The organism is Prosthecobacter sp. (genome assembly GCF_046154365.1).
In the GTDB taxonomy this organism is placed as follows: Bacteria; Verrucomicrobiota; Verrucomicrobiia; order Verrucomicrobiales; family Verrucomicrobiaceae; genus Prosthecobacter.
Map to the genome: position 1 here is coordinate 1 of NZ_JBJXFV010000242.1, position 12,821 is coordinate 12,821.

Below are 12,821 nucleotides of genomic sequence, written 5' to 3' on the forward strand. Positions count from 1 at the left end.
CGCCGGCGACTTGGAACGCGCCTGGAATCGGCTGGCGATTGCCGTGGCAAGTGCCGGATCGGGAAGGATCGTCGTGGGCGATTTACAGTTCACGGCGGAGGAGTTCGCCGCGATGCATCAAATACCGTTGGACTGAGCGACCGGCAAAGTCGGCGCGACCGTTCGCGACGCGGCCAGCTTCGCCATCTCACCGCAATTCCCGTCGTCGAAGTGCCGATAGTGAATGGGGAAATTCGCCGATAGTCACCGAAGCCCCGGAATCTGTTGCTCTTGCCTCCTTTGCGGGGTTCGGGTAGTTTCGCCGCAATACCAGCCTCCGCGTCGGGCACGCGGGGGATGAAGGAGCCGGCCGTGAGTGTCACCGTCCGCGAGTTGGCGGCCTGGGTCGACGGCGAAGTCGCCGGCGATCCCGAACTGGCCATCGACCATGCCCGCCCCCTGGCGGACGCCGGCCCCGGCGACATCACCTTCGTCGAAGACGACCGCCACCTGCACGCCTGGCACGAGTCCCGCGCCTCCGCCGCCGTTGTCCGGCCCGGCGTCCCCGTCAACGGCCGTCCGCTCATCCGCGTCGACGATCCTCTGATGGCTTTCGCCAGCATCCTGAAACGCATGCGCGGCGATCACTTCACTCGCGGCGCGATTACCATTCATCCCACGGCCTGCGTGCATCCGAGCGCCGTCCTCGGCGACGAAGCGACCATTGGACCATTCTGCGTGGTGGGGGAGGGGGCCGTGATCGGCCACCGGACGACGCTGCATCCCGGGGTCGTCGTCGGCCGCAACTGCCGCATCGGCGCCGAGAGCACCTTATACGCCCACGTCGTGCTGTACGACGGCTGCATTCTCGGCGAGCGCGTGACCATCCATGCGAATTCCGTCATCGGTTCCGACGGCTTCGGCTATCGGCCGCACGAAGGCAAGCACGTCAAAGTACCCCAACTCGGCCACGTGGAAATCGGCGACGACGTGGAGATCGGTGCCGCCACCACCATCGACCGCGGCACCTTCGGCGCCACCCGCATCGGCACCGGCACCAAGATCGACAACCTCGTGCAGATCGGCCACAATGTCGTGATTGGGAAACACTGCATCATCGTCGCCTGCACCGCCATCGCAGGCAGCGCGATGATTGGCGACTATGTGGTCATCGCCGCGCAGGTTGGTATCGCCGGACATGTCACCATCGGTGCACAGGCCACGCTGGCCGCACGCTGCGGCGTCACGCGTGATCTGGCAGGCGGACAAACTTATCTCGGCTTTCCGGCGATTCCCGCCTCCGAGGAAAAACGCCGCCTTGCCAGCATCAACCGTCTGCCGCAACTGCTCGCACGCGTGAAGGAATTGGAGTCAGAAAAAGTCGGCGCAGCCTCCTGACCTCACCAAAAGCCCCACTGCTGGGTTTTCATCACATAAATGCCGAGGGCGAGATTGCCGACGGCATGCATGAACACGCAGGCCCCGAGACTCTTGGTGCGCACCGCTACGAAATACATCAGCGCTCCCCACACGAACGCACCGAGGTAGTCTTCCGTGTTGTGGATCAGCATCACGCCCAGCGTGACGATCCAGAACACCTTCCAGCGGTGAGTGCCGAAGGCGATGCGCTCAAAGCGGCCGTCGTCCGTCAGCAGGAAGCGCATCAAAAAGCCGCGCCAGAACAATTCCTCCACGAACGGCACCACCAGCACCATGCGCATGAAGCGCATGCCAACGACGACGCTGAACCATAGCGTTGAATCCTGCGCGATCATCGGATCGAAGCCTTCGTTGCGTTCAGCAAGTCCCAGCCACTCCCACCACGCTGCGGGCTTGATGCCGCGCTGGATCAATTCCTCACGCAGCAGTGAAGGAGCGATCCAGACCACGATCCCAACGATCCCAAGCACAAACGCCAGCCCCAGACCTCGCCACGGTGCCAGCGTGTAGTGTTTGCGAAACAACACGAGCACCACCGCGCAGAGCAGCGTCTGCAACGGATAGACCCACTGTTCCGGCGCACGCACATGCCACGGCAGCTCGGAGTTCTCGATGCGGAACAGGCCGGGCACGGCGTTCAGCAGCGTGAACAGCACGAGCGGCAGCACATGGGCGGCTGTCGGCGATAGGAGCAGGCGTGCGAGCCCGTTGGTGCGGTGGATTTCCATCAAAGCTGGGCTGTCTATGCACGCTGGCTCGGCAGGATGCAACCGCACGCAGCTCTCGGATTCCCCGCTTGCCACGGTTCCCGCCATTTCGTATGACTGGCGCGGCATTTTCCGCCCCGACCGCGCATGAGTGACCCCGCAGCTCCCAACCCCGGCCCCACGCCCACCGGCTACCAGCGCTCTCCCGGCGGTGGGTTTCGGTGGCAGCCGCCGAGCGCGGAGCATCTGTCCAAGCTGCTGCCGCAGTATGAAGTCGAGTGCCTGCTGGGTCGTGGTGGCATGGGCGCGGTTTACAAGGGCAGGCAGAAGTCGCTGAATCGCCTTGTCGCGATCAAAATTCTCCCACCCGAGGTGGAGAACGAGGACGCCAGCTACATGGAGCGCTTCAAGAACGAGGCGCAGGTCATGGCGAAGTTTATTCATCCCGGCATCGTCGCCGTGCATGACTTCGGTACCGTAGCCATCACCGCTCCGCGTGATGAGCCTCCCGCTGCCGCTGCCCCCGACATGCTCTACATCGTCATGGAGTTTGTCGATGGCACCGACGTGGCGCAGATGATCACCGCGCAAGGCCGCCTGCCGCCGGAGCATGCGCTCGCCATCGCCGCGCATGTGTGTGATGCGCTGAGCTACGCGCACAGCCACGGCGTCATCCATCGCGACATCAAACCGGCCAACATCCTCATCAACCGCGAAGGCGCGGTGAAAGTGGCCGACTTCGGCCTCGCCAAGGTCGATGAGCCCGGCACCACCGGCCTCACCAAGACCGGCATGGCGATGGGCACGCCCGATTACGTCGCGCCCGAGGCGCTCATGTTCGGCACACAGGTCGATGCACGCGCCGATCTCTATGCCATCGGCGTCATGCTCTACCACATGCTCACTGGTGAAGTGCCACGCGGCGCGTTTGATCTCCCCAGCCGCCGCATCGGCACTGATCCGCGTTTCGACGCCATCATCCTCAAAGCCATGAAAATGGACCGCGAGGAGCGCTATCAAAGCAGCAGCGCGATTCGTCAGGATCTCGACGCCATCCTCACCATGCCGCTGGTACAGGCCGGCGGCGAGAGCAGCGCCGCGATTCCCCAACGTAGCACGAACTTCCAAGTCCGTGAGGAAGCGCCCGTCACGCGCAGCCCTGCTCCAAATCATAAATCAAAAATCGTAAATCATAAATCCGCCATGATCACCCTCGCCGCCACCGCCGCCGTCTTCGCCACCGGAGCCTTCTTGGTGCTCAAGCCGTCATCCACACCATCTGGCACTACGGCAGCCAGTCGCTCCGACGAAATCGGTGTCACGGCCACCGCACTCCAAGACGCTTCGCGTATTCCCAGCGCCCCGATCAACGCGACAGCGTCCTGGAGTGCGGTGGCAGAGAGGCCAGTGCCCGCGGCCTCGGCGACACCGCTTTCGCCAGCCCCCACGCCAGCGAACAACGTAAAGCCCATCCTCATCGCCCAAGCCAACACGACGCCGTAAGCGCTTCAACTCGGCCAGCCCACTTCCGCTGCTCCCATTCCCGCCCGCAAGCCTGATCCGGCGAAGTGGGTGAAGCTGGACCCCGAAATGGATTGCTGGGCATCCAAGGGAATAGAAAAACTTGGTGATGCATGGCAAATCACGAAAACGAGAATTCGTAGCAAGCTGGGCTTCAAAGACTGCGCCATTCGAGTGCGGCTTGATGCGCCAAGCCGTTCACAGGGGCTGGCCGCTCGAATTATGGACGTCGGTTTTTATCAACTCTCGCTCAAAGGTGATGACGTGGTTCTTCTTCGAGTCAAAACGAGTGCCGACCCCTTCACCTATGAGAATATCAAAGTCTTCAGCGGAGCAGCGGCGGATATGTCGAAAGATGGCATCGTGCTGGGTTTAAGTGCTGTGGGTGAAGTGTTGACAGCGACCGTGGGGGATAAGGAGCTAGGGGCCGTATCGGACACCTCTTTTGCCAGTGGTGCCATAGGATGCGTTGCCGCCGAGGCGGCCACCTTTCGCGACATCGAATACCAGGTTCTCGACGGCGCAGCCTCCCCCGCCGTCGTCACTCAAGCTCCCGCCGCTGCTGCCCCAACTCCGCCCACAGCAGCACCAGCAGCACCACCAACCGCTCCACTCCCAGCCGAACTCACCACCCTCCAGCAGCAATACGACAAGCTCCTCGTCGAGCGCGTCACCGGCATCTACGACGCCGATGTGGCGAAGCTGAACACGGGCTACCTCGCCGGTCTCGACCGTGCCGCCGCCACCGCACAGAGCGCCGGGGAGCTCGACACCGTGCTGGCGATCCAGGAGGAGAAGAAACTCATCGCCGCCAAGCAGCCACTCCCTGCTACCGACGATGCCAAGACACCCGAAGCCCTCAAAAACCTGCGCACCATCTTCCGCACCAGCCTGACGAAGCTCGACGAGCAGCGCACCACCAACCACACCGCCCTGCTCACGCCTTATGCGACCCGCCTCAAACAAATCGAAGCCGACCTCACCAAAGCTGGACGCATCCCCGATGCCGTGGCGGTGAAGACGTATCGGGAGGGTTTGGGGGGCAAATCCGGCACCGACGACACTTGCGGTTGCGACCACAATGCCTCCTTCAATGCCACCAGCCATGACTCCTGACAAGACGGTAAAGCCTTCCGCCTCAGACGTGAAGATGCCAAAGGCAGATCCGCGTGCTGCTGTCGAGTGGGTGTTGTCCTTGGGGGGCACGGTGAGCTATCGGGGCAAGACCAGCGCCAACATTTTTGCCATCAAGGATATTCCTGATGACGGCTCCGTGCTCGTAGCTGTTGACCTCACAAAAGCGAAGCTCAAAGCCGAAGTCACCGACGCCGACATCATGAAGCTGGCCGGACTAAACAGCCTGGAGGGACTAACCCTTCGCGACTTAACGCTCAGCGATGAGGGAATGCGTCCTTTACAGACGCTTACGGGGCTTACCTCTCTCACGCTCACGGGGGTGCCTGTGACTGACGCGGTATTGCCATTCATCAAGCCTCTCAAGCAGCTCAAGGTTCTGGAGATCGCCAATACGAGGAGCTTCAAGGGACACACCTTTGACCAACTTGCCGATCTGCCGATTTTCAGCCTTCGCCTTTCGTCTAGCGGGGTGGATGATGAAAGCCTGCCGGGGATCATGAAGATTAAATCCGTTGGCAGCCTGAACCTGCGCGAGACGGCGGTGTCGGATGACGGGATGCCAAGCTTGAAGAAATCATCCTTGCTGCGGACACTGAGTTTGGGCGGCAGCGCCGTAACTTCGAATGGGCTGGCAGCGCTAAAAGGCTCGAGCATCAAGGAATTGAATTGGGGCAAAAATGCCGATGCATTGCGCGCCGCTCTGGACGAAGTGGCAAAGAGTTTCCCCAAACTGCAACTGATCTGGCTGCCGACCGAGGGAGTTTACAGTGCGGATGACATGAAGAAACTTGGCAAAGTGTTTCCAGAATTGAAAGCCATCGAGTGTAACGGCGGAACGATGCCGGACGATGCCTGTGAGGCCCTCACCGAGATCAAAACGCTTGATCAGATTCGTCTGCTAAGCCGTGCCATAACGGCACGGACCGTGGCGGCGCTGATACAGGTGAAAAATCTCAGCGTGCTCAATTTGAATGATGGCAAGATGGACGATGAACTGTTGGCACAACTCACCGCCATCAAGACCTTGAAAGAGCTTTCGCTGTCGAAAGTGACAGGGATCACTGATGCTGGCATCGCCGCTTTCAAGAAAGCTCGACAGGATGTGAAGGTGGCGCGGTGAGGTGAGCATGCATGGAGGGAGCGCACGCGTGCCGCTTGCTGTTGCCCGCGTCCTCGCGGGGAACCGTGCTGGCGCTCACATCATCCCGGAGATCATGGCAGACCCGGCGCAGTCTTCAGGGACGGGCTGCGGCGGTACACCGCAGCCGACACGCGGGACGCATGTGCTCAAGCCTTCAAGAAAGCCCGCCTGGACGTGACGGTGCCGCAGTGAAGGACGCTGGAATTGACCGGCGGGAAGAAACGATTACTCTCCCGCCATGAGTTACGTCATCCATTCCCGCTCCAAGGCAGAAATCGACAGCATGATTGAGAAGATCGAGGCGTGGCACCGCAAGAACACCCGCACGAGCAAGCAGCGCCTAGGCTTCCTCAAGCGCGCAGGCATTCTGGATCGCAACGGCCAACTGGCGAAGTGTTACGGGGGCAAAGGTGAATGAAATGGCCCTCCTTCATCCTCGGCTATCATGGCTGCGACCGTGAGATCGGCGAGGCAGTTCTGGCCGGGCAAATGGAGCTACGGCCCAGCACGAATCCCTACGACTGGCTCGGTACTGGCATTTACTTCTGGGAGAACAATCCGGCGCGGGCGCTCGAATGGGCGCGGTTGGCCGCCAAACACGGCAAGCGCACTGCCAGGAGCATCCGCGAGCCATTCGTGATCGGCGCGGTGATTGATCCGGGCAACTGCCTGGACCTGCTCGAAGGGGACTCCATTCGCCTCGTGGAGCAGACCCACGGACTGATGAGGGAGAAGGTTCTGGCTGAAAACAAGCCGATGCCAGTCAACCGCAGGATGGGCGGCGATTACCCGCTGCGCTATCTCGACTGCGCGGTGATTAATTTTCTGCACCAAAACATGCGGGAAGCCGGACTGCCGCGTTTTGACTCCGTGCGGGCGGCGTTTGTCGAAGGTGTGCCCATTTACAAAGGCGCGGGCTTTCATCGTCACACACATACGCAGGTCTGTGTGCGGGATGCCGCGAGTGTGATCGGCTGTTTCCGGGTCAAGGTGGAGCGGTGAGGTAGCGCAGCGGGGTGGTGCCGCTGACGACGATCACTGGCTCAGGAGGGCATTCAGCTTGCGCCCGTCTTCGGCCACCTGTGCGGCGGTGGTGCCGGGCCAGGCCTCATGGGCGGCGAGGAAGTCCTCCATCTCCCAGCGTGAATCATGCCCCATCAACACCCGCACCTCTGAAGCCGAGAGCATGCCGGGTGCATCGCCTGAATGATGTAGGATGAGTGTGGCGTCAGCCCGCTCGTCATTTGGGCTTACGCTGGCCGCGCGAGGGCCAAGAAGTCGGGCGGGCTATCGCCACACCCAACCTACGACTTCATTCCGGCGATACACCCGAGCATGCCTTGACGATTGGCCGCCACGGCAAAGCCATCGAGCAGCACGCGTGGCAAAGCTGGTTGAGCCCGATTGAGCGAGGGAGTCTGCGCGTCGGGGATGGTGAGGGTCACGGTCATGATGGCGGATTCTAGTCATCCGCTGCCGTCCGCAATTCAGCTTTATGACACGGGGCACCTACGGGTACTCGTGCCCGAGATTGTCATCAGTGATGATCTTGGCATCGCCCCAGGCGGCTTGCATCGCCTCGCGGCGGCACCAGCGGGACATGTGACCGGGTTCTGGCAGGGCTTCGCTGTTGAGGAAATCGAGGACGCTCTCGATTTGATCGGCAGCGATGACGGGCTGGCCGTCGATGCGGTAATCGGCGAGGATTTTCTGCCAGCGGTCGCGGTTTGGCTCCAGCGGGGCGTTGCTGGCGAGGCAATGGTTCATGGCCATCAGCGTGTGCGGAAAGACTTCCATGCCGGTGCGGGCGGCGCGGGGGGACTCGGTGCAGTTCCAGAAGGCGATGCCGTCGGGCGTGAGGTGGGCTTTGACCTCGGTCAAAAACTCGCGGGAGAGCAGTGCGGAGGCGAACTCGCGCCAGTGGTGCGTGGTGTTCATCACGATGGCGTCGAAGCGTGCGCCCGGATGCTGGCGCAGCCAGCGGCGGCCGTCGTCGATGATGAGGTCGAGTTTGGGATTGGTGAGCAGGCTGGCGACTTCGGGCCGGGCGCGGATGAGATCGAGGTAGCCGTGGCTGAGTTCGATGGCGGTGATCTTTTTCACCTGCGGATGATTGACGAGGATCTGCGTCCACGAACCGCTGGCCACGCCGATGACGAGCACGTTTTCGATGCGATCACGCACAGCGGAGAGGAAGTAAGGCCGCACGAGCCAGGATTTCGGCTCCAGCTTGGTGCCGATCATGCCGTCGTAAGCGCCGTTGCCGTAAACCGCATTGCTGGTGTCCACCGTGACGACGCCGTGGCGTGATTCGATGACTTGGGTGAAGCGCATGCCGGACTTGAAGTCGTGCTTGTATTGCAGACGCTCATAGAAGGAGTCTTTGAAGAAGGCTGCGTCGATGGCCATGATGAGCAGCGGAATAAAGCGCAGTCGTGCTGGCAGGATGCCCGGAGCCACGGATAACGACCAGACGGCCGACACCGTGAAGATCAGAATGCCAAGCTGATGAAGTTTTAGCCATTCCATGAACACGAATCCGGTGAGCAGGCTGCCCGCGCCAGAGCCGATGATGTTGGCGAGATACAGTCGCGAAAGCTGGCTGCCGGTGTCTTTGCCGGGCGGAATGGCGGCGTGGCAGAGCAGCGGGAAGGTGATGCCGAGCAAGGCACCCGCAGCGATGACGAAAACATAACCACATTCCCAAAACACATGTGAGGCAGCGATGGCGGTGAGCGGTGCGACGAGAAAGCTAGCGACACTCGAAATGAGCACCCAGCGTGCGAGTTTTGGCCTCAGATCGCCGGTTTGAGTCAGCAATCGCGGACTAAACAACGAACCGAGCGCGAGGCCGAGCAGGTAGCTGCCGAGCATGTAGCCGAAGACGGGCGCACGGGAGGCGCTGGCAAAATTGAAGACGCGGGACCAGATGATTTCCCAGGAAAGGGCGAGAAAGCCGGAGAGTGCGGACCACAGCAGGGCGGTGCGGAAGGGGATTTGAAATTGGGGATTTGAAATTTCAAATGCGGGCGCTTCAGCCGCGGCGGGAGCTTTGCGTGAGGTGAATAACACGATGCCAGCCGCCAGCGCATTCAAACTGGCGGCGATGCGCACGGTGCCGCTCATGCCGAAGCTGCCGAGCAGCCAGTGCGCGGCGATGAAGGCTCCGAGCGCGGCTCCGAGCGTGTTCACGAAGTAGAGACGGCTCACGGTTTGCCCGACGTGTGAGGTGTCGCGCACCTGATGGGCCACGAGCAGCGGCAGCGTGGCTCCCATGAGCAGCGTGGGCAGGAAGACGAGGAGGAAAACCAACGCGCCGGTGGTGAGGCCGTGCGCTTGCGCGGAAGTGATGGCACCGACGGTGTCGAACAATTTCAGCGACACAAGGCCGTAGGCTCCGACGCCGAGTTCTGCGAGACCGAAGAGCAGTACGAGCGGTGCGCGGGTGGATTTGGAAATCCAGCCGCCTGCGAGACTGCCAATGCCAAGCCCGGCGAGGAAGGCCGCCACCACCATCGCCACGGATTCGACGTTGCTGCCGTAGATCGTCAGCAGCGCACGCTGCCAGACGAGCTGGTAGATCAGCGCTGAGATGCCGGAGAGGATGAAAACGCCATGCAGGATGCTGGCGTGGAAGCGGCGTGACATGGGATCACTTGAAGCCGTTCGTGCGGAGGAATGTCAGGCTGTTCGGGATCTGGTCCATCGAGGTGGGGGATTCGTCTTCGATGAAGTAGTGCTGCACGCCGTTCTTGCGGGCGGCGGCGAAGATGGAGGTCCAGTCCATCTGGCCGGTGCCGAGGACGACATCGTTGGCGACGTCGGTTTTGCCGGTGAGGAAGCCGGTTTGCACGCCTTTCTTCAAATCCTTGAGGTGCATGAGCTTCCAGCGCCCGCTGTATTTCTCCAGTAGCTTCACGGGGTCCTGGCCGGGGAAGACGATCCACAGGATGTCCATCTGCATGGAGACAAACTCAGGCTTGGTCTCAAGCAGGAAGAGATCGAGCAGCGTGCCGTCGCCGTAGGGCTCGAACTCGAAGCCGTGGGCGTGGTAGAACATCGTGATGCCTTCTTTGGCGAGCGCTTCGCCCGCTTTGTTGAAGACGGCGGCGGCTTCGCGGCACTCGGCTTCGTCAAAGCTGTCCTTGTGGTCGATCCAAGCGCAGCCGGCATACTTGAGGCCGAGGGTCTTCGCGTCCTTAACCACGTTGTCGAGATCGTTCTTGTAGCGCGCATACGGGAAGTGGCTGCTGACGGCTTTCAGGCTGCGCTGTTCGAGTTCGGCTTTGAACTGCTCGGCGTTGAGGTTGTAGGTGCCGGCGAGTTCGACCTCCTTGATGCCGAACTCCTTCACGCGGTCGAGCGTCCATGGCACGCCACGCAGGGTGAACTGGCTGCGCAGGCTGTAGAGCTGCAAACCGGCGGCGTTGGGAGCATCAGCGGCCTGGATTTGAAGAGCGAGGCCGAAGGCGAGGAGGAGAGCGGTGAATTTCATGACGTGGCCGCCATCCTGCGATGAAGGCGAGGCGGATGCGAGGATTTTCTGGCGTGGTGAAGCGGCTATGAGTGAGGCTGTCCCCAACACCGCGCCAGCCCGCCAGACCGAAGGTGAGCCGAAGGAACGAGGAGTTCGATTCGCTTCCAACCATGATCAGCCAGTGGCACGCCGAACCGCTTCATCTTTGACTTCAGCTTTTTGCCGTCACTTGCCAAAAAAGCTTCATTCGTGGTCTTGAATGTGCTTTTTATACGACTTAAAAAGTTCCGCTGCCGCCGATGGCAGGGCAAACCAAACCAAACAAACAGAACGAAAAATATGATGATGACAAAATTGAGAAAGATGGGCTTGGCGGCGGCTGCTTGCATGCTGCTCGGCACGAATGCTGCGGAAGCTGCAGCGATTCTGACTTTTAAGCAGGAGGGGTCGGACGTGACCGCAACTTGGTCTGGAACTTTTCAGCTTCCTGGTTCGTTTACCAACTCGTATCAGGACGGATCAAGCTATGTAATAATGAACAGCTATAGCGCGAGGTTAATGCTCGGGAATGGCGCTGCCTACACCCCGGTATACGCGGATGGCGTGGGAACCTCGTTCACCAGTACCTTGGCGAATCAGAGCGGTTATGCGGCCATAACTGGTTCGTCTCCTGCGACTGGGCATTTTGGATTCGAAGGTGGTCGACTATACTGGGGTAGCGGGGCGTTGGCTGGCACTTTGCTTTCTCCGGATTCTAAGCTTACCTTGTACAACAAGACACTCGCTCAAGTTGGTGCGGCTAGCTTCAATAACTTCCTCGCGTTCGAGGGCTCTGCTAATGTGGCTGGCAACCAACAAATTTTCTTTGAGACTGTCCCTGAGCCTTCAGTCGCTTCCTTCGGCCTGCTTGGGTTGTCCGGCATCCTGCTCCAACGCAGGCGCAAAGCTAAGGCGGGTTCAGTTCAATAGCCTGCTCACAGGACCAGTGCCTCGCGCCGTTTGACTTCGTTGGTGCGGAGGTCTTTCAGGCTCCCAGAACCCCCTGGGAGCCGCCAAGCTCAACCTCCTTGATGCCGAACTCATTTCACGCGATCAAGCGTCCAGGGCACGCCGCGCAGGCTGTCGAGTTGCGGCGTTTGGCTCGTCCGCTGTCAGGATTTGAACGGCAAGACCGGAAGTGGGAGCTGAGACGTGAGTTTCCATGACAGGAAGGCATCCTGTGAAGTCGGCGGGGGATGCTGGAGTTTTTTGTCCTTGTGCAGTTTGTTGGCGCTGTGATGTTTCCGGCGCACATGCCGATCACGCCCATCTCGCAGTTCAAGCCCAAGACAGCGCGCCTCAATGCCACGTCGCAGGCCAGTGCGGACCAATTTGTGGCGAAACTGAAGCCGGGAGTCGTGGCGGACTTCATCGGCGGCAAGGTTTGCCCGCAGCCGCAGCCCACCCCGCAGCAGGCGGTGCTCGCGACTTTTCTGCATGATTTGATGCGAGGGTTCCTGGAAAAAGTGAACTTGCCAGGTGTGCTGTACCGCGAGCCGTTCCTCCTCAAGCTCGGAGCCAGGGACGCCTTCATGCCGGATGTTTGTTATTTCGACAAAGCCCATGAGGTGCGCCTCGGCCTCACGCAGACCTCCATGGCACCGACGTTCGTGGCGGAGGTAGCATCTGGTGAGGAGCATCATCTGGAGAGCGCGGCCAAGTTCGCCGCCTATGAGCAGCATGGCGCGCAGGAACTCTGGCTGCTTGATGCGGCTAAAGCGCAGCCGCGATTTTTCCGCCGTGCAGGGAAACGCCTGGAGGAGTTCGCCAGTCATGGCGATAAAATCGCCTCGGCCACGATCCCGGGCTTCTGGGTGCGGCGTGAATGGCTGGATGCCGCCAAGATGCCGAAGGCCGATGTGTGCCTGAAGGAGATCATGCGCTGCGTGCGCAATCCGGCGAAGTAGGCGGCAAGGATTTTCTGGTTTGTGAAGCCGTCGAGCGTGAAGACGTTCCATCATGCCCGCCACGCTGCTCCAGCCCGTCAAACCGAAGGTGTTCCGCAGGAACGGCGGCGGCATGCCCACCTCCGAGCAGTTTCTCGAGTCGTTGCAGCCGGGAGTGTTCGCCGATCTCATTGGCGGAGAGATTTCCATGCACTCGCCCGGCAATCTGCGCCACGCCACGCTGGTGAGCTTCATGGATCACCTGCTGCGCTCGATCTTGATGGAACAGGAGACAACAGAGCCGTTCTCCGCTCCATTCTCCGTAGCAAACTGCGAAGGATGAAAGCAAACTGCGAAGGATGAAGGTAACGGAGAATTTTCAGATCTCCGCTCTCTCCCGCCTGCAACGCTGCGCAGCACTGCGGCAGGTCGTTTTCTCCTGTTAAAATCTGTCTAGGTGGGGCAAAAGCGCGTTCATCGCCGCGATTTTTTGG

General features: G+C 60.7%; 14 protein-coding genes. 9 read left to right on the forward strand and 5 right to left on the reverse strand.

Annotation, left to right across the window (positions count from 1 at the left end):
• Window positions 1–351: 351 nt before the first annotated feature.
• Window positions 352–1,377, forward strand: coding sequence for a UDP-3-O-(3-hydroxymyristoyl)glucosamine N-acyltransferase (gene lpxD / locus ACKVY0_RS30570; protein WP_409218680.1), 1,026 nt, complete (start codon window positions 352–354; stop codon window positions 1,375–1,377).
• Between the two features lie 2 nt (window positions 1,378–1,379).
• On the opposite strand, the gene ACKVY0_RS30575 is transcribed toward lpxD, so the two are convergent.
• Window positions 1,380–2,147 (reverse strand): CAAX prenyl protease-related protein, encoded by a 768-nt coding sequence (locus tag ACKVY0_RS30575; RefSeq protein ID WP_409218681.1) that lies wholly within the window; start codon window positions 2,145–2,147, stop codon window positions 1,380–1,382.
• 126 nt (window positions 2,148–2,273) lie between these two features.
• Between ACKVY0_RS30575 and ACKVY0_RS30580 the strand changes: the two genes are divergently transcribed.
• From ACKVY0_RS30580 to ACKVY0_RS30600, 5 genes are all read left to right on the forward strand, one after another.
• The gene (locus ACKVY0_RS30580) at window positions 2,274–3,629 is read left to right on the forward strand and encodes a protein kinase domain-containing protein (protein WP_409218682.1); all 1,356 of its coding nucleotides are present in this window, start codon (window positions 2,274–2,276) and stop codon (window positions 3,627–3,629) included.
• A 240-nt stretch (window positions 3,630–3,869) separates the two neighbouring features.
• A complete protein-coding gene (locus tag ACKVY0_RS30585; RefSeq protein WP_409218683.1) occupies window positions 3,870–4,763 on the forward strand; it encodes a hypothetical protein in 894 nt (297 codons plus the stop codon).
• Entirely contained in the window at window positions 4,753–5,904 is a 1,152-nt protein-coding gene (locus ACKVY0_RS30590) for a hypothetical protein (protein ID WP_409218684.1), read from the forward strand. Before ACKVY0_RS30585 ends, ACKVY0_RS30590 begins: the two co-directional genes overlap by 11 nt.
• 259 nt (window positions 5,905–6,163) lie before the next feature.
• A complete protein-coding gene (locus ACKVY0_RS30595; protein WP_409218685.1) occupies window positions 6,164–6,343 on the forward strand; it encodes a hypothetical protein in 180 nt (59 codons plus the stop codon).
• Window positions 6,340–6,927 carry a hypothetical protein gene (locus tag ACKVY0_RS30600; protein WP_409218686.1) on the forward strand — a complete coding sequence of 196 codons (588 nt, stop codon included), beginning with the start codon at window positions 6,340–6,342 and terminating at the stop codon, window positions 6,925–6,927. The genes ACKVY0_RS30595 and ACKVY0_RS30600 overlap by 4 nt, the downstream gene beginning before the upstream one ends.
• A gap of 33 nt (window positions 6,928–6,960) precedes the next feature.
• Here ACKVY0_RS30600 and ACKVY0_RS30605 read toward each other — a convergent pair whose 3' ends face one another.
• From ACKVY0_RS30605 to ACKVY0_RS30620, 4 genes are all read right to left on the reverse strand, one after another.
• Entirely contained in the window at window positions 6,961–7,113 is a 153-nt protein-coding gene (locus tag ACKVY0_RS30605) for a hypothetical protein (RefSeq protein ID WP_409218687.1), read from the reverse strand.
• 116 nt (window positions 7,114–7,229) lie between these two features.
• Window positions 7,230–7,376: a hypothetical protein gene (locus tag ACKVY0_RS30610; protein WP_409218688.1), complete on the reverse strand. Its 147-nt coding sequence runs from the start codon at window positions 7,374–7,376 to the stop codon at window positions 7,230–7,232.
• Between the two features lie 58 nt (window positions 7,377–7,434).
• Window positions 7,435–9,573 carry a fused MFS/spermidine synthase gene (locus ACKVY0_RS30615; protein WP_409218689.1) on the reverse strand — a complete coding sequence of 713 codons (2,139 nt, stop codon included), beginning with the start codon at window positions 9,571–9,573 and terminating at the stop codon, window positions 7,435–7,437.
• A gap of 4 nt (window positions 9,574–9,577) precedes the next feature.
• On the reverse strand, window positions 9,578–10,420 hold the full coding sequence (locus tag ACKVY0_RS30620) for a sugar phosphate isomerase/epimerase family protein (protein WP_409218690.1): 843 nt from the start codon (window positions 10,418–10,420) through the stop codon (window positions 9,578–9,580).
• Between the two features lie 201 nt (window positions 10,421–10,621).
• On the opposite strand from ACKVY0_RS30620, the gene ACKVY0_RS30625 reads away from it, so the two are divergent.
• The 3 genes from ACKVY0_RS30625 (at window position 10,622) to ACKVY0_RS30635 (ending at window position 12,670) form a co-directional block, all read left to right on the forward strand.
• A complete protein-coding gene (locus tag ACKVY0_RS30625; protein ID WP_409218691.1) occupies window positions 10,622–11,371 on the forward strand; it encodes a hypothetical protein in 750 nt (249 codons plus the stop codon).
• A 323-nt stretch (window positions 11,372–11,694) separates the two neighbouring features.
• Window positions 11,695–12,348: a Uma2 family endonuclease gene (locus ACKVY0_RS30630; protein WP_409218692.1), complete on the forward strand. Its 654-nt coding sequence runs from the start codon at window positions 11,695–11,697 to the stop codon at window positions 12,346–12,348.
• 52 nt (window positions 12,349–12,400) lie between these two features.
• Window positions 12,401–12,670: a hypothetical protein gene (locus ACKVY0_RS30635; protein WP_409218693.1), complete on the forward strand. Its 270-nt coding sequence runs from the start codon at window positions 12,401–12,403 to the stop codon at window positions 12,668–12,670.
• The last annotated feature ends 151 nt before the right edge of the window (window positions 12,671–12,821 follow it).